This is a genomic window from Microbispora bryophytorum, from assembly GCF_043197435.1.
Lineage (GTDB): Bacteria > Actinomycetota > Actinomycetes > Streptosporangiales > Streptosporangiaceae > Microbispora > Microbispora bryophytorum.
Genome location: NZ_JBICTF010000006.1, coordinates 689,871 through 707,095, shown reverse-complemented (window position 1 = coordinate 707,095; position 17,225 = coordinate 689,871). Strand labels below are relative to the sequence as shown.

The following is a 17,225-nucleotide window of genomic DNA, read 5'->3' as shown; positions in this document are numbered from 1 at the left end:
TCATCAGGGCCCCCACGCGAGACGCGTGGGGGCCCCGATCGGGTCGAAGCGGTTACTTGGGTCCGTCGGGCCGCGTCACCTGAGGCCGCCGGCCATGGCCGTGATCAGCTCACCGTTGGAGGTGTCGCCGCTGAACTCCCAGAAGAAGGCCCCGCCGAGACCCTGGTTCTTGGCGTAGGTCATCTTGCCGCCGATCGTGGCGGGGGTGTCGTAGCTCCACCAGTTCGAGCCGCACTTGGCGTAGGCGGTGCCGGCGACCGTGCCGGTGGCCGGGCAGCTCGTCTTGAGGACCTTGTAGTCCTCGATGCCCGCCTCGTACGTGCCGGGCGCGGCGCCGGTGGCGGTGCCGCCGGGCGCGCTCTGGGTGACGCCGGTCCAGCCGCGGCCGTAGAAGCCGATGCCCAGCAGGAGCTTGCTCGCCGGCACGCCCTTGCTCTTGAGCTTCTGGATGGCCGCGTCGGAGTAGAACCCGGCGGTGGGGATGCCGGAGTAGGAGGTGAGCGGCGAATGCGGCGCCGTCGGGCCCTGCGCGGCGAAGGCGCCGAAGTAGTCGTAGGTCATGACGTTGTACCAGTCGAGGTACTGCGCCGCACCGCCGTAGTCGGCGGCGTCGATCTTGCCGCCGCTCGTGCCGTCCGCGGTGATCGCGGCGGTGACGAGGTAGTTGGAGCCGAACCTGGCCCGCAGGGCCGCCATCAGGTTCTTGAACGCCGCCGGGCCGCTGCTGTCACAGCTCAGGCCGCAGGCGTTCGGGTACTCCCAGTCGATGTCGATGCCGTCGAACACGTCCGCCCAGCGTGGGTCCTCGACCAGGTTGTAGCAGGAGTTCGCGAACGCGGTGGGGTTGGCCGCCGCCTGCCCGAAGCCGCCCGACCAGGTCCAGCCGCCGAAGGAGTAGAGGACCTTGATGTTCGGGTACATCGCCTTGAGCTTGCGCAGCTGGTTGAACGCGCCGCGCAGCGCGTTGGGGTTGTCCCAGGTGTCGGCCTTGCCGTCCACGCTGTTGGCCGTGGTGTAGGCCATGTCGTAGTCGGCGTAGGAGTCGCCGATCGCGCACTGGCCGTTGGTCACGTTGCCGAAGGCGAAGTTGATGTGGGTGAGCTTGGCGGCCGAGCCGCTGCTCACGATGTTCTTCACGAAATACTGCCGGCCGTAGACGCCCCACTCGGCGAAGTAGCCCAGCACCTTCTTGCCGCCGGGCGGCGGGGGCGTGCTCGGGCTCGCCGAGGGCGACGCCGAGGGAGACGCCGAGGGGGACGCGGACGGCGAGGCCGAGGGCGAGGCGGACGGGCTGGGGCTCGGGCTCTTACTCGGGCTGGCCGAGGGGGAGGCGGTCGGCCCGCCGGTGCAGGGCGCGCCGTTCAGCGTGCAGTTCAGCGGGGTCGAGCCGCCGGGCGCTCCGATGAAGCCGAAGCTCGCCGACGCGCCCGCCGCGAGGCCGACGCTCCAGGAGGGGTTCTTGAACGTGTAGTGGTTGCCGCTCCTGGTCATGGTGGCGTCCCAGGCCGAGCTGATCGTCGCGCCCGAGGGCATGTCGACCTCGACGGTCCAGCTCGGCAGGGCGTCCGACCCGGCTTTCACGGTGAACTTGCCCTGGAAGCCGGAGCCCCAGTCGGAGTCGACGGTGTAGGCGGCGGTGGCGGGGGTGGCGGCGGTCGCGGTTCCGAGCGCGAGCGGGGCGAGTAACGCGGCGCCCGCGATCACTGACCCTAGGAGGATCTTTCGCAACGGAGCTCCTGCTCTTGGGGGGTAAAGGACAGGAAAGTTTCCTATTAGTCAGGAGAGTAAGCACGGACCGCCAAGGGGTCAACGCCCTCGTCGCCCTCTAATCGTCGTTTAAGCCTCCGCTAAGGTCGCCCCGGGTCGGGGCGACAGGACAGTCTCCACACGGGGGCGGCGCGGCGGGCGCCGGCTCTCGTACCATGATTCGGTGCACGGCTTCGTCCGCTCCGTGTGGTCCGAGCCCCGTCCCCCCGATGCACCTGTACGCGTGTGGCGGGACTGGGCGCTCGTCGGGGTGCTCGTGCCGCTCGCGGTGCTCGAAGGGGTGCTGCGGCCGGACCTTCCGTGGCGGCTTCTCGAGGTCGCCGTCGCCGCCGGGCTGGTCCCCACCCTGCTGTGGCGGCGGACCCGGCCGCTGGCGATGCTCGCGATCTGCTTCGTCGCGACGGATGTGATCCCGGTCCTCGCGACCGGCGCGACCCTCGACGTGTACACGCTGGGATACATGCTGATCCTGCCGTACGCGCTGTTCCGGTGGGGGTCGGGCGGGGAGATCGTGACCGGCTCGGGGATCATGCTCGTCGCCGCCGGTCTGTCCGTGCTCGTCAATCACGCCGCCCTGCCCGACGTGGTCGGGCCGTTCGCCGTCATGCTCGCGACCACCAGCCTGGGCGGCGTCTTCCGCTATCGGGCCGGGGCGAGGATGCGCGAGCTGGACCAGGTCAAGCTGCTGATGCGCGAGCAGCTCGCCCGCGACCTGCACGACACGGTCGCGCACCACGTCTCCGCCATGGCCATCCGCGCACAGGCGGGGCTCGCCACGGCGGCGTCGCGGCCGGACGCCGCGGCCGAGGCCCTCCGCGTGATCGAGTCCGAGGCGGCACGGGCTCTCGACGAGATGCGCGCCATCGTCCGCGTCCTGCGCCGTGACCGGCCGGCGGAGCTGACCCCCGGCCGGCGCATCGCCGAGCTCGAACGGCTCGCGAGCCGGGGCGGCTCCCACCACCCGGCGGTCGAGGTGGAGATGTCGGGCGACCTGGACGGCCTGTCGCCGTCGGTCCAGTCGGCGGTCTACCGCATCGCCCAGGAGGCGGTGACCAACGCCGTACGGCACGCGCGTCGCGCCACCAGGGTCGAGGTGCGCGTCGCCGCCGACGAGACGGCGGTGCGCCTGTGCGTGCGCGACGACGGCGACGGGGGCTCCACCCGTCCCGGCGCGCCGCCGGGATACGGGATCATCGGCATGAGCGAGCGCGCGAACCTGCTCGGCGGCACGTGCGTGGCCGGCCCGGACCGCGATCGGGGGTGGACGGTGACCGCAGTGCTTCCCCGGGCCGGGGCCGCATGAGCGAGCGGAGCGAGCGAGCCGGCGGGCACGGCGTCCGGGTGCTGATCGCCGACGACCAGGAGATCGTCCGCACCGGGCTCTCCATGATCCTCGACGCTCAGCCGGACATCGAGGTCGTGGCCACGGCCCCCGACGGGCGGCGGGCCGTCGAGCTCGCGCGGCGGCTGCGCCCCGACGTGTGCCTGTTCGACATCCGCATGCCGGGAACGGACGGCATCGAGGCGACCCGGTCCCTCGCCGGACCGGACGTCGCCGACCCCCTCGCCGTCGTCGTCATCACCACGTTCGACCTCGACGAGTACGTCTACGCGGCGCTGAGAGCGGGGGCCCGGGGGTTCCTGTTGAAGAACGCCGGCGCCGACATGCTCGCGCAGGCCGTGCACGCCGCCGCCGGCGGCGACGCGCTCATCGCCCCGAGCGTCACCGCGCGGCTGCTCGGGGCCTTCGCCCGCACCGGTCCCGCCGCGTCGGCGGCGCGGCCCATCGAGGCGCTCACCTACCGGGAGGAGCAGATCCTCGCCGCCGTGGCGCGCGGCCGGACCAACGTGGAGATCTCCGCCGAGCTGCACATCTCGCTCAGCACGGTCAAGACCCACATCGCCAGCCTCATGGCCAAGCTCGGCGCCCGCAACCGCGTGGAGATCGCCATCTGGGCCTACGAGACCGGCCGGGTCAGGAGCTGACCGGGGGCCCGGCTCCGGCGCGAGGCGGCGGCGTTCCGCGCGAGACCGCGGCGTTCAGCGCGAGATCGCCCAGCCCGGCGCCCAGGTCCCGGCGGCGTCGTGGCCTCCCGCCGCGGCGGCGAGGTGGGCGCGGAGGGTGGCCAGCGCGGGGTGGGGGTTGTCGCGGTGCCACAGGAGCGAGTGCGGATAGACGGGCACGGGGTCGGTGACCGGGATGCGGCGCAGGCCGTGTCCGGCGGGCCAGACGAGGCGGGTCTGCGCGCCCATGAAGGTGGCCAGGGCCGGGGTGTCGGCGATGGTGTCGAGGAGCGCGTCGGAGCCGAAGTTGGGGCCGGTCGCCTCGATGGTGAGGCCGAACTCGGCGTAGAGGTCGTCGTAGTAGGCGGCCCACTCGGTGCCGGGGACGATGCTGGGCATCCAGATCCGGTGCCCGGCGAGTTGGGCGAGCGTCACCGACCGGGCGGACGCCAGCGCGTGGGCGGGGCCGGTGAGGAGCTGGAGCGCCTCGTCGAGCACCCGGACGGCCTCGATGTCCTCGGGAAGGGGCCGGCCGGGCACGGCGACGGCGCGGAAGGACGCGTCGATCGCACCGGACCGGATGGCGGCGACGGCCCGCTCGATTTCGAACAGCATCACCACGTCGAGGTCGATCTCGGGGTGCGCGCGGTGGAAGCCGCGCATGAGGCCCGACGGCCCGCCGCGCGAGTTGAGGACGTCGACGCGCAGCGCACGGCTGCCGGCGCGCACGGACGCGACAGCCCGGTCGGCGGCGCGCAGGAGCTCGCGGGCGTGGGGCAGGAACGCCTGCCCGTCGATGGTGAGCTCGGCGCCGCGCGGGGTGCGGGTGAACAGCCGCACACCGAGGTCGCGCTCCAGCGCGGCGATGCGCTTGGAGACGGCCTGCTGGGTGACCGCCAGATCGGCGGCGGCCTCCTGGAACTGCCCCGCGTCGGCGGCGGCGACGAAGGTCCGGACGGTGTCGAGGTCCATGCGGACACCCTAGGGATACAACCGTTGGTTGTGGCCGGGCGGCCTCGCGTTGTTTGATGCCTGGCCATAGTGCTCGCTTTGATGCTTCCGATCGCGAATCGGTTGTGCGAGTGAGGGACGAGGGGCGCCGGACATGCGGAACGGGCACCGGTTGGGGCGGCGGTTCGGGTGGCTCTGGGCAGCGTACGGGACCAGCGCGCTCGGCACGTGGCTCGCCTTCGGCGCGTTCCCGCTGATCGCGGTCCAGGTGCTGCACGCCGGGCCGGCGGAGGTCGCGGCGCTGGCCTCCGTGGGGGCCGCGGTGGGCGCGGCCGTGGCGGTGCCGCTGGGCCCGTGGGTGGAGTTCCGCCGCAAGCGGCCGGTGCTGATCGGGACGGACCTGGCGCGGTTCGCGGCGCTGCTGACGATCCCCGCCGCGTTCGCGCTCGGCGCGCTCTCCTTCGTCCAGCTCCTGTTGGTCTCGGTCGTCGCCGCGGCGGCCGACATCACCTTCCGCGCGGCCTCCGGCGCCTACCTGAAGACGCTGGTGCCGGCCGAGCATCTGCTGGTCGCCAACGCCCGATTCGAGTCCACGGCCTGGACGACCACGATCGTCGGACCTCCGCTGGGCGGTGCCCTGATCGGGCTCCTCGGCCCGGTGGCGACGGTGGTGGCCGACGCCGTCAGCTACCTGCTGTCGGCCGTGGGTATCCGCGCGACGGGCGGCCGGGAGCCGCGGCCCGAGCGGGGGGAGGCCGCGCGCCCGCGGGCCGGGGACCTGCTGGACGGCTGGCGGTACATCCTCGCCGACGCGACGCTGCGTCCGCTGTTCTTCAACACCGCCGTGTTCAACGGCCTGGTGATGGCCGCCGACGCGCTGCTGGCCGTCCTGATGCTCGGCCGGCTCGGGTTCGCGCCGTGGCAGTACGGCCTCGCCTTCGCCGCGCCCTCGATCGGCGGGCTGCTGGGTGCGCGGCTGGCCCGGCCGCTCGTCACCCGGTTCGGGCAGCACCGGGTCCTGGTCGTTTCCGGGGCGCTGCGCGCGCTCTGGCTCGTCGGCCTGGCCTTCGTGGGGCCGGGCACCGGAGGGCTGCTGCTGGTGATGGGCGTCGAGCTCGGGCTCATCTTCTGCTGCGGGGTCTTCAACCCCGTCTGCGCGACCTACCGCCTCGGACGCACCGCGACCGGCCGGATCGCCCGCACACTGTCCGCCTGGACGGTGACGACCAAGGCCTCGACCGCGCTCCTGACGGCCGTCTGGGGCGTGCTGGGCGGCCTGCTCGGCCCGCGTACGGCCATCGGCCTGGCCGGCGTGCTCCTGCTGGCGACCCCGCTGCTGCTTCCCCGGCATGCCGCGGCGAGTATGAGCCGCTCACCTCGCCCCTCGGGACGGAGCCGGAAGCGTGGGGCCTCTGCGGACGGCCCACTCCGCGACGACGAGGTTGATCACCCACCCGGCGCCCATCAGCAGCGCCCGGGGGAGCGGGCCGGGCTCGCCGGCCAGCGCCATCCAGGGACCGACGGTCAGCAACTGGGTGCCCGCGCCCATGCCGATCGCGTAGCCCCGCGTCATCCACGCGCGGTGACGGGCGACGTCCCGGCGCCGGATCGCCGCGAAGCCCAGGACGAGAGACACGATCATGAGGGTGCCGAACACCAGCCGCAGGCCCACGAGGAGGGCGCTGTCGTTGGCCAGGTGGGGATAGAACAACGTCATCCACAGACCTGAGAACGCGCTGACGAGGCCGGACGGAACCACGAGCCGCCCGGCGGCGCGATGCCAGGCGGGCCTGCGGCGGCGTAGTCCGTGGGCGAACTGGAGGGCCCCCAGGACGCTGAAGAGGGTGACGGAGACGATGTGCGCGACGACGGGCGCGGGCGTCGCGAAATACCTGACGCTGTCCTGGGTGATCGGCCCGCCGCCGGCCAGTTGCCCCAGCCGGGTGGAGCCGGCGATCGCCGGGACGGCGCTGAGCGCGATCAGCGCGGCGGGCACGAGCCACCCCGCCCTGCGGTTGCGGCCCGACGCGCCGCTCCGCGCGAGCGTGGGCCGTTGTGTCGATTCGGTCATGCGCCGATCGTGGCCCCCGAGGGGGCGGCGGTTCATCGGCGGAACGGCCTGATCCGCCCCGCCCGATCGGCTGCCGATCGGGCGTACTTTCGGCTGATACGCCCTGCGCGCCGCGCTTCTTACGCTGGCACTCCCCACCGCCGAGGTGACGAGGAGAATCCCATGAAGGCCTACGTCCTGCGCTCGTACGGTCCCCCCGACGTCCTGGAGCTCACCGACGTCGGCACCCCCGTGCCCGGCCCCGGCGAGGTGCTGGTCCGGGTGCGCGCCACCTCCGTCCAGCCGTACGACTGGCACCACATGCGAGGCGAGCCGTACGCCGCGCGGCTGATGGGCGGCACGCTCGGCCCGCGCGGGCCGCGAATCGGCATCCTGGGCGCCGACGTCGCGGGACAGGTCGAGGCGGTCGGCGCGGGAGTCACGGGGTTCCGCCCGGGCGACGAGGTGTTCGCGCTGCTCACCCAGGGCGGCTTCGCCGAGTACGTGTGCGTGCCGGAGAGCGCGCTGGCCCGCAAGCCGGAGAACCTGTCGTTCGAGCAGGCGGCCGCGGTGCCGCTGGCGGCCGTCACCGCGCTGATGGCGCTCGACCAGGGAGGGGTCCAGGCGGGCCACGCCGTTCTCGTGAACGGGGCCTCGGGCGGTGTGGGGACGTTCGCCGTGCAGCTCGCCAAGGCGTTCGGCGCCGAGGTCACCGGTGTGTGCAGCGGGCGGAACGCCGACCTGGTGCGGTCGATCGGCGCGGACGAGGTCGTCGACTACACGAAGGAGGACTTCACCCGGCGCGGGCCGCGCCATGACCTGCTGCTCGACATCGCGGGCACCCGCTCGCTGCGGGCCTGCGCGCGGGTGCTGAAGCCCCGGGGGACGCACGTCGTCGTCGGCGGGCCGGCCGGACGGTGGCTGCAACCCGTCGGCCACACTCTCGCGACGCTCGCGGTGTCGCCGTTCGTGTCCCAGCGCGTGGTCATGACCCAGGTGGTCGGCGCCGGGAACATCCGGGGCGACCTGATGCGGCTGACCGAACTCATCGAGGACGGCAAGGTCACCCCGGTGGTCCACCGCAGTTATTCGTTCGGCGAGATCCCGGCGGCCGTCGCGTACGTGGAGCAGGGGCACGCCCCCGGAAAGGTCGTCGTCACGGTATGAGCCGCCCGTCGGGCCCTCCACCGGCCGCAGCCAGACGACGCCGAGCGGCGGCAGGCACCCGATACTGCCGCCGCGTCATCACACAGGGGAGAGGCGCCCGTCACTTCCCGGGGGCGAGGGCGGCGAAGGTCTCCTTCGCCTGAAGGCGCATCTGCGGCACGAACTGCTGGAGCGGCCCGGGCAGCCGGGACAACAGGATCTCGACCTCCTCCGCGGTGCCGACCTGGTCAAGGAAGCCGACCATGAGGTGGGCGCCGACGGGCGGGGTGGTGGCGATCACCTGCTCGGAGAACGCGTCCCACGTCTCGGGGGACATCTCGCGCAGCGCCGGGAACAGGAGGGGCTCCTCATGGGCGAGGTGGCGATCAACGATGTCACGCACCGCGCTCGCGGCCTTCGCCAGGGCGTCCCGGCCGGCGCCGTCCTCGACCGGCATGGAACCGAGGGCGTCGAGGGCCGCGTCGAGCTCCTCGTGCTCGGTGCTGAGCGCGGCCAGTCCCCCGGCGCGCTCCGAGGAGGCGGCGATGACCAGGGGCCACAGCTCCCGGTCTTCGCTCTCGTGGTGGTGGTGCAGGTTGGCCACCAGGAAGTCGCGCAGCTCGGTGAGGGCCGCGCCGGGGACCGAGGGCCGCTCGGCGGCGTCGGCCAGCAGTGCCGAGGCGGCGCGGTGGGTGTCGTGGGCGAGGCGGGTTTCGATGACCGCTACGGGCTCATTAGTTGAATTTTGCACGACCGGCACACTATTGATTAGAGGCAGCTCCAGTCAACAGACACTTCTACTATTGCGGGGTGAACAGGTATCACTCTCCGCGTCGCGCCGACGCCGCCGCCGACACCCGCCGTGCCATCGTCGGCGCCGCCCGGGACCTCTTCACCGCGCACGGGTACACCGCCGTGACGGTGTCGCAGATCGCCAAAGCGGCGCAGGTGGCGGTGCAGACGGTGTACAGCAGCGCGGGCGGCAAGGCGGCCATCCTGGCGGAGATCCTGGCCCCGGCGGTGCACGACCGGCGCGTTACCGACACCCTCGAGGCGGCGGTCGCGGCGACGGATCCCCGTGAGATCGTCGACATCACCGCGGCCGGCACCCGCGCCACCCACGAACGGCACTGGGACGTCCTGTTCGGGCTGCTCCACGGCGGTCTGGGAGAGGCGTCCGGCGTCGAGGTGACCGAGAAGGCCAACGGCGAATATCTGAACGCGCTCGCCGTGGTGGCCGACCGGCTGGTGAAGCTGGACGCTCTCCGTCCTGAACTGGACCGCGCCTCGGCCCTCGACGTCCTCTGGTTCTACCTGGGGCAGCGCTCCTGGTTCCTTCTCGTCGGCGAACGCGGCTGGGACTTCGAACGCGCGGAGAGATGGCTCGCCGCCTCGGCCAAGGAGGCGCTGCTGAAAGAGCCGTGAGCCTCACCTCCCGCCGCGCGATCCGGCCGCGCGAACGGCCGCTCGGCCCGAGCGGGCCGAGCGGGCCGCGAATCGGCGGTGGTCGGCACGGTCTGACCGGCCTTTCCCGGGCCCGCCTCGTCCACTTAGGCCGAGCGTCAGAGGCCGAGCGTCAGAGGCCGAGCGTCAGAGCTCGGCGACCAGGCCCTCGGGTTCGGGCTCGACGCCCGCCGCGGCCTCCGGCTTCTCCGCCGTCTCCTCCATCTCCGGGCTCACGGCCGTGGGGCTCTCCACCGGCCGCAGCCAGACGACGCCGAGCGGCGGCACGCGCAGCCGGGCCGAGCAGGGCAGCCCGTGCCGCGGCTCCTCGACCGACTCGACCGCGCCCATGTTGCCGACGCCGCTCCCGGCGTACTCGTACGCGTCGGTGTTGAGGATCTCCTCCCAGCGCCCGGGGGTGGGCAGGCCGAGGTGGTAGTCGTCGTGCGGGGCGCCGGAGAAGTTGGCGACGCAGGCCAGCACCGAGCCGTCCGCGCCGTAGCGCAGGAACGACAGCACGTTGCCCGGGGCGTCGTCGGCGTCGATCCAGCGGAAGCCCTCGTGGGTGTTGTCGCGCGAGTACAGCGCGGGCGAGTCCCGGTAGACGCGGTTCAGGTCCTTCACCAGGCGGCGTACGCCCTGGTGGTAGTCGAAGTCCAGCACCCACCAGTCGAGGCCGTTCGCCTCCGACCACTCGGCCCCCTGGCCGAACTCGCCGCCCATGAACAGCAGCTGCTTGCCGGGGTGGGCCCACATGAAGCCGTACAGCGCGCGCAGGTTGGCGAAGCGCTGCCACTCGTCGCCCGGCATCTTGCCCAGCAGCGACCCCTTGAGGTGGACGACCTCGTCGTGCGACAGCGGCAGCACGAAGTTCTCCGAGAAGGCGTACATCAGGGAGAACGTCACCTGGTGGTGGTGATACTGCCGGTAGACCGGCTCACGGGACATGTAGCTGAGCGAGTCGTGCATCCAGCCCATGTTCCATTTGAATCCGAAGCCGAGCCCGCCGAGGTGGACGGGCCGCGACACGCCGGGCCAGGCGGTCGACTCCTCCGCGATCGTCACGATGCCCGGCTCCTCGCGGTAGACGACGGAGTTCATCTCCTTGAGGAACTCGATCGCGTCGAGGTTCTCCCTGCCGCCGTGCACGTTGGGGGTCCACTCGCCCTCGCGCCGCGAGTAGTCGAGGTAGAGCATCGAGGCCACGGCGTCCACCCGCAGGCCGTCGACGTGGAACTCCTTGAGCCAGTAGAGCGCGTTGGCCACGAGGAAGTTGCGCACCTCGTTGCGGCCGAAGTCGAAGACGTAGGTGCCCCAGTCGGGGTGGGTGCCGCGGGCGGGGTCGGCGTGCTCGTAGAGCGGCGTGCCGTCGAAGCGGGCCAGCGCCCACTCGTCCATCGGGAAGTGCGCCGGCACCCAGTCCACGACGACGCCGACGCCGGCGCGGTGCAGCTCGTCAACGAGGTGGCGGAAGTCGTCGGGGGAGCCGAATCGCGAGGTCGGGGCGTAGTAGGAGGTCACCTGGTAGCCCCACGAGCCGCCGAAGGGGTGCTCGGCGACCGGCATGAACTCCACGTGGGTGAACCCCATGTCCGTGACATAGCCGACCAGCTCGCGGGCGAGGTCGCGGTAGGACAGGCCGGGCCGCCACGAGCCCAGGTGCACCTCGTAGGTGCTCATCGGCTCAGCGAGGGCGTCGCGGGAGGGCCGGGCGGCCATCCACTCCTCGTCGCGCCACTCGTACGCGGACCTCTCGACGATGCTGGCGGTCGCCGGGGGCACCTCGGTGCGGCGGGCCATCGGGTCGGCCTTCTCCCGCCAGATCCCGTCGAGGCCGAGGATCTGGAACTTGTACCGCGTGCCCTCGCCGATCTCCGGGAGGAACAGCTCCCACACGCCCGTCCGGCCGAGCGAGCGCATGGGGTGGGCGGCCCCGTTCCAGTGGTTGAAGTCGCCGATCACCCGCACGCCCTGCGCGTTCGGCGCCCAGACCGAGAAGGCCGTCCCGTCCACGTCCTCGTGGCGTGTCACCCGCGCCCCGAGCACCTCCCACAGCCGCTCGTGCCGGCCCTCACCGATCAGGTGGAGGTCCAGCTCGCCCAGCGTCGGCCAGTGCCGGTACGGATCGTCCGTCTCGTACGACGGCGCGTCGGGATAGGTGATGCGCAGACGATAGTCGGGGACCTTGTCGACGCCGGGCAGCGTCACCTCGAACACCCCGAACGCCAGATGGCTCATCTCGTGCGCCGACCCGTCGGCCAGCACCTCGACCTTCTCGGCGAAAGGGCGCAGGGCCCTGATCGTGACGCCGTCGGGCCCGGGATGGGCCCCCAATATGGAGTGGGGGTCGTGGTGAGCGCCCCCCGCCAGCCGGTCCAAGTCCATGTCGCCCAACCTGCCCTAGATGTACCCCTCCGAACACCCCGATCTTGTCAGCGAAAAGCCGCGAGCGGGATGGGCAGCCACGAGGGGCGGTTGCGCGCCTCGTAGACGACCTCGTACACGGCCTTGCTCAGTTCGAGCGCGCGCAGCAGCACCGCGTCGTCGCCGCGGATGCGCCCGCCGCCCTCCGAGTAGCCGGCCAGGAACGCGGCCCGGTTGCGCTCCGCCCACTCCCCGGCCCGGTTTTCCAGGTTCTCGGCGTCGGGGCGGCCGGCCAGCAGGTGCCGTGCGGCGTATTCGAACGAGCGCAGCATGCCCGCCACGTCGCGCAGCGGCGAGTCGGGCGCCCGCCGCTCGGCCAGCGGCTGGCCCGGCTCGCCCTCGAAGTCGAGCACCACCCAGTCGGTCATGGTCCGCATGACCTGGCCGAGGTGGTAGTCGCCGTGCACCCGTTGCACCGGGATGTCGTGACCGAGATCGGCCAGCCGGTCGAACGCCTCGGCGGCCACGGCGGCGTGCTCGCCGAGGTCCGGCACCTCGCTGACCGCCCTGTCCAGGCGGCGGCGGAACCGCTCGGTCATCCGTTTGATCTCGGGCGGCTCGATCGTCCCCGTGGGGAAGGCCCGCGCGAGCTCGCGGTGCACCTGTGCGGTGGCCAGCCCGAGCCGCCGCGCCTCGGCGGCGAAGTCGCCTCCGGCGTCCTGCGCCGGCATGCCCTCGGGGCACGCGTAGAGGTCGCGCACGCTCGTCAGCGCCATCGACCAGCCCTCGTTGGCGTTCTGCAGGTACTCCTGCATGATCGCCAAGGTGGTCGGCTCGCCCTGGAGCTCGGTCTCGATCCAGCCGTACGGCTTGGCCACATGGGCCGAGCCCGCGTCCGCGAGCGCCGTAATGATCTCCAGCTCGGGGTTGACCCCTGGGTTCAGCTGGCGGAACAGCTTGAATATGTACGCGTCGCCGTACACCAGCGAGGTGTTCGACTGCTCGGCGGTCAGCACGAGGCTGCGTTGCGAGGTGTCGATCTGCACCTCGTGCGCGGGGTGGAAGCCGAGGCCGTCGAATCGGCGGCCGGCGGCCATCCCCTCCAGCAGGTGCCCCGTCAGGGCGGAGTCGTGCAGCGCGTCGTACACCTCGACCTCACGGCCGGCCCGGCGGCAGGTGCCGATCCGGACGTGAGCGAGCCGGTCGGGCAGCTGCTCGCGCAGCCCGACCAGGATCTGGTAGCGCGTGCGGCGCTCCCCCTGCCGCACGCACACGATCAGATGGAGCAGCGCCGGGTCACCGGAGGCGATCTCGATCTCGGAGTCGATGGACAGGTCGTCGATGGCGCGCCCCTTGCCGGCGAACCACCGTTGTCCGGTGATCCAGCCGGCCAGGAGTCCCTGAAGTGAAGTCGTCACTCCTCCTTCGTGCCGGCCGTCCGTTGCGTGTCGGTCCGTTGGGTGTCCGGCCGATGCGTGACGGGCAGTGTGAACCAATAGAACCCATGCCCAGGGAGCGTCAAAAGATACGGAAGCTCACCGATCGGCGGGAAAGGAACTCCGCCCATGCACTCGACCGGCGTGGATCCCTCGAACCTGCGCAGGTCGAGCTCGACCGGCTGGGGGAAGCGCGACAGGTTGTTGACGCACAGGACCCGGTCGTCGCCCAGCTCGCGCACGAACGCGAGCACACTCGGGTTGGACGAGTTCAGCTCGGTGAACTCACCGAGGCCGAACACCGGGTGACGCTTGCGGATCTCGATCATCCGCTTGGTGAAGTGGAGGAGCGAGCTGGCGCTCTTCTGCTGCGCCTCGACGTTGATCGCCTGGTAGCCGTAGATCGGGTCCATGATCACCGGCAGGTAGAGCCGGCCGGGGTCGCAGCTGGAGAAGCCCGCGTTGCGGTCGGGCGTCCACTGCATCGGCGTGCGGACGCCGTCCCGGTCGCCGAGCCAGATGTTGTCGCCCATGCCGATCTCGTCGCCGTAGTACATCACCGGTGAGCCCGGCAGGCTGAGCAGCAGCGCGGTGAACAGCTCGATCTGGTTGCGGTCGTTGTCCAGGAGCGTCGCCAGCCGGCGGCGGATGCCGACGTTGGCCCGCATGCGCGGGTCCTTGGCGTACTCGGAGTACATGTAGTCGCGCTCTTCGTCGGTCACCATCTCGAGCGTGAGCTCGTCGTGGTTGCGCAGGAAGATGCCCCACTGGCAGTTCTCGGGGATCTTCGGCGTCTGGGCCAGGATCTCCGAGATCGGGTAGCGCGACTCCCGCCGCACCGCCATGAAGATGCGCGGCATCAGCGGGAAGTGGAAGGCCATGTGGCACTCGTCGCCGCCGGTGACCGGGTCGCCGAAGTACTCCACCACGTCGGCCGGCCACTGGTTGGCCTCGGCCAGCAGCACCCGGTCGGGGTAGATCCGGTCGACATCGGCCCGCACCCGCTGCAGGTACGCGTGGGTCGCCGGCAGGTTCTCGCAGTTGGTGTCCTCCTGCTCGAACAGGTAGGGGATCGCGTCGAGCCGGAACCCGTCGATGCCGAGGTCGAGCCAGAAGCGGATGACCTCCATCATCGCGTCCTGCACCGCCGGGTTCTCGAAGTTGAGGTCCGGCTGGTGGTGGAAGAACCGGTGCCAGTAGTACTGCCCGCGGACCGGGTCGTAGGTCCAGTTGGACGCCTCGGTGTCGATGAAGATGATCCGGGCGTCCTTGTACTGCTCGTCGGTGTCGCTCCAGACGTAGAAGTCGCCGTACGGGCCCTCGGGGTCGTGGCGGGACGCCTGGAACCACGGGTGCTGGTCGCTGGTGTGGTTCATGACCAGGTCGGCGATGACGCGGATGCCCCGCTTGTGCGCCTCGTCGACCAGCCTGATGAAGTCCCCCAGATCACCGAAATCCGGAAGGATCTTCATGTAGTCGGAGATGTCGTACCCGCCGTCCTTGAGGGGGGACTCGTACAGCGGGAGCAGCCAGAGGCAGTCGATGCCGAGCCACTGGAGGTAGTCCAGCTTGCCGATGAGGCCGCGGATGTCGCCGGTGCCGTCGCCGTTCGAGTCGGCGAAGCCCCGGATCAGCACCTCGTAGAAGACGGCCCGCTTGTACCAGTACTTGTCCCGTGGTTCCTCTTCGGTGAAGGTGTTCGGGACGGGCTGGGTATGGCTGGGCTGCGTGTGGCTGGGCTGGGCATGGCTGGGCTGAGGTGTCGTCGAGCTCACCTTTTGACTCCCCGGATGTGCCGAGCTGCGCTCACGGGCGGTGCGCTGACCCGTGGCGGAGCGTGAGGATGTGTGCGGGATGGACGTGCGGGTCGAGGCGCACGTAGTTCGCCTGCCCCCAGCGGTACGACTCGCCCGACAGTTGGTCGTCCACGACGAACTCGGCATGCCAGTCGAGACCGAGGGCGGGCATGTCGAGCCGAACCGTCGCCTCATGTGTGTTGTGTGGATCCAGATTGACGACGGCCAGCACGACATCGCCTAGTCCGTGCCGTCGTGAGGCCGTGTCATAGGCGCCGGGCAGCCGCTTGGAGAAGCAGATCACGTTCGGCTGGTCGACGTTGTGAAACCGTAGGTTACGCAATTCCTGGAGCGCCGGGTGTGCTCTTCTCAACAAATTGAGCTGGGTAATGAACGGGGCAAGGCTGCGGCCCTCACGCTCCGCGCCGGCCCAGTCGCGCGGTCTGTACTGGTACTTCTCGCTGTCGAGATACTCCTCGCTGCCTGGGCGAACGGGGACGTTCTCGGCCAGCTCATACCCAGAGTAGACCCCCCAGGTGGGTGCCATCAGCGCGGCCAGGACCGCCCGGATCTTGAAGGCCGGCATGCCCCCGTGCTGGAGGTACTCGTGCAGGATGTCGGGCGTGTTGACGAACAGGTTGGGCCGCAGGTAGTGCGAGGTCTCGTGGGACAGCTCCCGCAGATACTCCTCCACCTCGGGCTTGGAGTTGCGCCAGGTGAAGTACGTGTACGACTGGTGGAACCCGACCTTGGCGAGCGCGCGCAGCATGGGCGGGCGGGTGAACGCCTCGGCGAGGAACAGCACGTCGGGGTCGGTCGCCCCGATGTCGGACAGCAGCCGCTCCCAGAACCGGACCGGCTTGGTGTGCGGGTTGTCCACCCGGAAGATCCGCACGCCGTGGTCCATCCAGTGCCGGATCACCCGCTTGATCTCCGCGTAGATCCCCTCGGGGTCCTTGTCGAAGTTCAGGGGGTAGATGTCCTGGTATTTCTTCGGCGGGTTCTCGGCGTACGCGATCGAGCCGTCGGCCCGGATGTTGAACCACTCCGGGTGTTCCTTGACCCAGGGGTGGTCGGGGGAGCACTGCAGCGCGAGGTCGAGGGCGACCTCCATGCCCAGCTCGCGCGCCTTGGCGACGAACTCGTCGAAGTCCTCGATCGTGCCCAGGTCGGGGTGGATCGCGTCGTGCCCGCCCTCCTGCGCGCCGATGGCCCAGGGCGACCCGGGGTCGTACTGGTCGGGGGTCAGGGTGTTGTTGCGGCCCTTGCGGAACTGCGTACCGATCGGGTGGATCGGTGGCAGGTAGACCACGTCGAAGCCCATCTGGGCGATCGCCGGGAGCCGCTTGGCCGACGTCATGAACGTCCCCGGCTTGGGCGCGACGCCCTCCTGCCCCACCATGGCGCCCTCGGAGCGGGGGAAGAACTCGTACCAGGAGCCGAACAGCGCCCGCCGCCGGTCCACCCGCACGCGGTTGCGGCCCGACCGGGTGAGCAGGTCGCGCAGCGGGTGCGCGGCGATCAGCGCGGCCGTCTCGGGCAGCTGGGTCACCGCGAAGCGCGCCCTGGGGTCCACCGCCTCGTCCCGCAGGCGGGCCGCGAGGGCCAGCAGCGCGGCCCGGTGCCCGCAGGCGCCGCCCGCCTCCGCCGCCGCGCAGTCCGCCGCCCGCACGCCCTTGGCCGCCCGCTCGAACAGCCGGGCGCCCTCCTCGCACATCAGGTCGGCGTCCAGATCGCGCGGGATCTTGATGCCCGCGTCGTGTATCCAGGTGGCGATCGGATCACTCCAGGCCTCCACGCGGAACTGCCAGAGGCCCTCGGCGGGCAGCGTCACCTCCACGCTCCACCGGTCGGTGCCGGGCGCGACCTCGCGCATGGGCAGCATCCGGCCCGGCGTGCCGCCCGGGTCGATCAGCACCACGCCGGCGGCGACCGCGTCGTGCCCTTCGCGGAACACCGTCGCGCCGATCTCGAAGGTCTCTCCCGCGGCGGCCTTTGCGGGCCACTGGCCGCAGTCGACGACGGGCTGGATGTCCTGGATGGGAATGCGTCCGATCATCGTCACTTCGTACTCGGGGGCGGCACACCGGGTGCCGCCGGGGTTTGCGGGGCGGGAACTGCTGTGGTCGGGCGGGCGGCACGAGAGGCCGGATCCGGCTGGCGGCGGGCCTTCCTCGTCCCTAGAGGGGTTGCCCTAATAGTCCAGTCTTACCCCTGCCGGACGAAAGACCGCCGCCGTGTTTGGGACGGCGTCTCCGGGAGATCGAT

At 71.3% G+C, this 17,225-nt stretch carries 13 protein-coding genes and 1 pseudogene; 6 read left to right on the top strand and 8 right to left on the bottom strand.

Annotated features, from left to right (window positions below; all coding sequences use genetic code 11):
• Window positions 1-75: 75 nt before the first annotated feature.
• Window positions 76-1,728, bottom strand: coding sequence for a glycosyl hydrolase family 18 protein (locus ACGFIB_RS24020; protein ID WP_393375025.1), 1,653 nt, complete (start codon window positions 1,726-1,728; stop codon window positions 76-78).
• Between the two features lie 202 nt (window positions 1,729-1,930).
• On the opposite strand from ACGFIB_RS24020, the gene ACGFIB_RS24015 reads away from it, so the two are divergent.
• A complete protein-coding gene (locus tag ACGFIB_RS24015; RefSeq protein ID WP_393375023.1) occupies window positions 1,931-3,070 on the top strand; it encodes a sensor histidine kinase in 1,140 nt (379 codons plus the stop codon).
• Window positions 3,067-3,753, top strand: coding sequence for a response regulator (locus tag ACGFIB_RS24010; RefSeq protein WP_393375020.1), 687 nt, complete (start codon window positions 3,067-3,069; stop codon window positions 3,751-3,753). The genes ACGFIB_RS24015 and ACGFIB_RS24010 overlap by 4 nt, the downstream gene beginning before the upstream one ends.
• A 54-nt stretch (window positions 3,754-3,807) precedes the next feature.
• Here the strand turns inward: ACGFIB_RS24010 and ACGFIB_RS24005 are convergent, their stop codons facing one another.
• Complete coding sequence (locus ACGFIB_RS24005; protein WP_393375017.1) at window positions 3,808-4,743, bottom strand: LysR family transcriptional regulator; 936 nt, start codon at window positions 4,741-4,743, stop codon at window positions 3,808-3,810.
• 133 nt (window positions 4,744-4,876) lie between these two features.
• Between ACGFIB_RS24005 and ACGFIB_RS24000 the strand changes: the two are divergent.
• Window positions 4,877-6,064: pseudogene (locus tag ACGFIB_RS24000) on the top strand (MFS transporter); the annotation flags it as partial.
• A gap of 30 nt (window positions 6,065-6,094) precedes the next feature.
• Here ACGFIB_RS24000 and ACGFIB_RS23995 read toward each other — a convergent pair.
• Window positions 6,095-6,553: a DUF2306 domain-containing protein gene (locus tag ACGFIB_RS23995; protein ID WP_393375097.1), complete on the bottom strand. Its 459-nt coding sequence runs from the start codon at window positions 6,551-6,553 to the stop codon at window positions 6,095-6,097.
• Window positions 6,554-6,566: 13 nt separating this feature from the next.
• Between ACGFIB_RS23995 and ACGFIB_RS23990 the strand changes: the two genes are divergently transcribed.
• Window positions 6,567-6,845, top strand: coding sequence for a hypothetical protein (locus tag ACGFIB_RS23990; RefSeq protein ID WP_357261061.1), 279 nt, complete (start codon window positions 6,567-6,569; stop codon window positions 6,843-6,845).
• 110 nt (window positions 6,846-6,955) lie between these two features.
• Window positions 6,956-7,939 carry an NAD(P)-dependent alcohol dehydrogenase gene (locus tag ACGFIB_RS23985; RefSeq protein WP_357260614.1) on the top strand — a complete coding sequence of 328 codons (984 nt, stop codon included), beginning with the start codon at window positions 6,956-6,958 and terminating at the stop codon, window positions 7,937-7,939.
• Between the two features lie 100 nt (window positions 7,940-8,039).
• On the opposite strand, the gene ACGFIB_RS23980 is transcribed toward ACGFIB_RS23985, so the two are convergent.
• Entirely contained in the window at window positions 8,040-8,678 is a 639-nt protein-coding gene (locus ACGFIB_RS23980; RefSeq protein ID WP_357246378.1) for a hemerythrin domain-containing protein, read from the bottom strand.
• Window positions 8,679-8,728: 50 nt separating this feature from the next.
• Here ACGFIB_RS23980 and ACGFIB_RS23975 point away from each other — a divergent pair, with 50 nt between their 5' ends.
• Window positions 8,729-9,343, top strand: a complete 615-nt coding sequence (locus ACGFIB_RS23975) for a TetR/AcrR family transcriptional regulator (protein ID WP_393375014.1) — start codon at window positions 8,729-8,731, stop codon at window positions 9,341-9,343.
• A 165-nt stretch (window positions 9,344-9,508) separates the two neighbouring features.
• Here ACGFIB_RS23975 and glgB read toward each other — a convergent pair whose 3' ends face one another.
• Genes glgB through ACGFIB_RS23955 form a run of 4 tightly spaced genes read right to left on the bottom strand, consistent with a single transcriptional unit; the run spans window position 9,509 to window position 17,016 of the window.
• Window positions 9,509-11,746 carry a 1,4-alpha-glucan branching protein GlgB gene (gene glgB / locus ACGFIB_RS23970; RefSeq protein WP_393375011.1) on the bottom strand — a complete coding sequence of 746 codons (2,238 nt, stop codon included), beginning with the start codon at window positions 11,744-11,746 and terminating at the stop codon, window positions 9,509-9,511.
• A 47-nt stretch (window positions 11,747-11,793) separates the two neighbouring features.
• The gene (locus tag ACGFIB_RS23965; RefSeq protein ID WP_393375008.1) at window positions 11,794-13,143 is read right to left on the bottom strand and encodes a maltokinase N-terminal cap-like domain-containing protein; all 1,350 of its coding nucleotides are present in this window, start codon (window positions 13,141-13,143) and stop codon (window positions 11,794-11,796) included.
• The gene (treS, locus tag ACGFIB_RS23960; RefSeq protein WP_357260626.1) at window positions 13,140-14,936 is read right to left on the bottom strand and encodes a maltose alpha-D-glucosyltransferase; all 1,797 of its coding nucleotides are present in this window, start codon (window positions 14,934-14,936) and stop codon (window positions 13,140-13,142) included. Before treS ends, ACGFIB_RS23965 begins: the two co-directional genes overlap by 4 nt.
• Window positions 14,937-14,967: 31 nt before the next feature.
• Window positions 14,968-17,016 carry an alpha-1,4-glucan--maltose-1-phosphate maltosyltransferase gene (locus ACGFIB_RS23955; protein WP_393375006.1) on the bottom strand — a complete coding sequence of 683 codons (2,049 nt, stop codon included), beginning with the start codon at window positions 17,014-17,016 and terminating at the stop codon, window positions 14,968-14,970.
• Window positions 17,017-17,225: the final 209 nt, after the last annotated feature.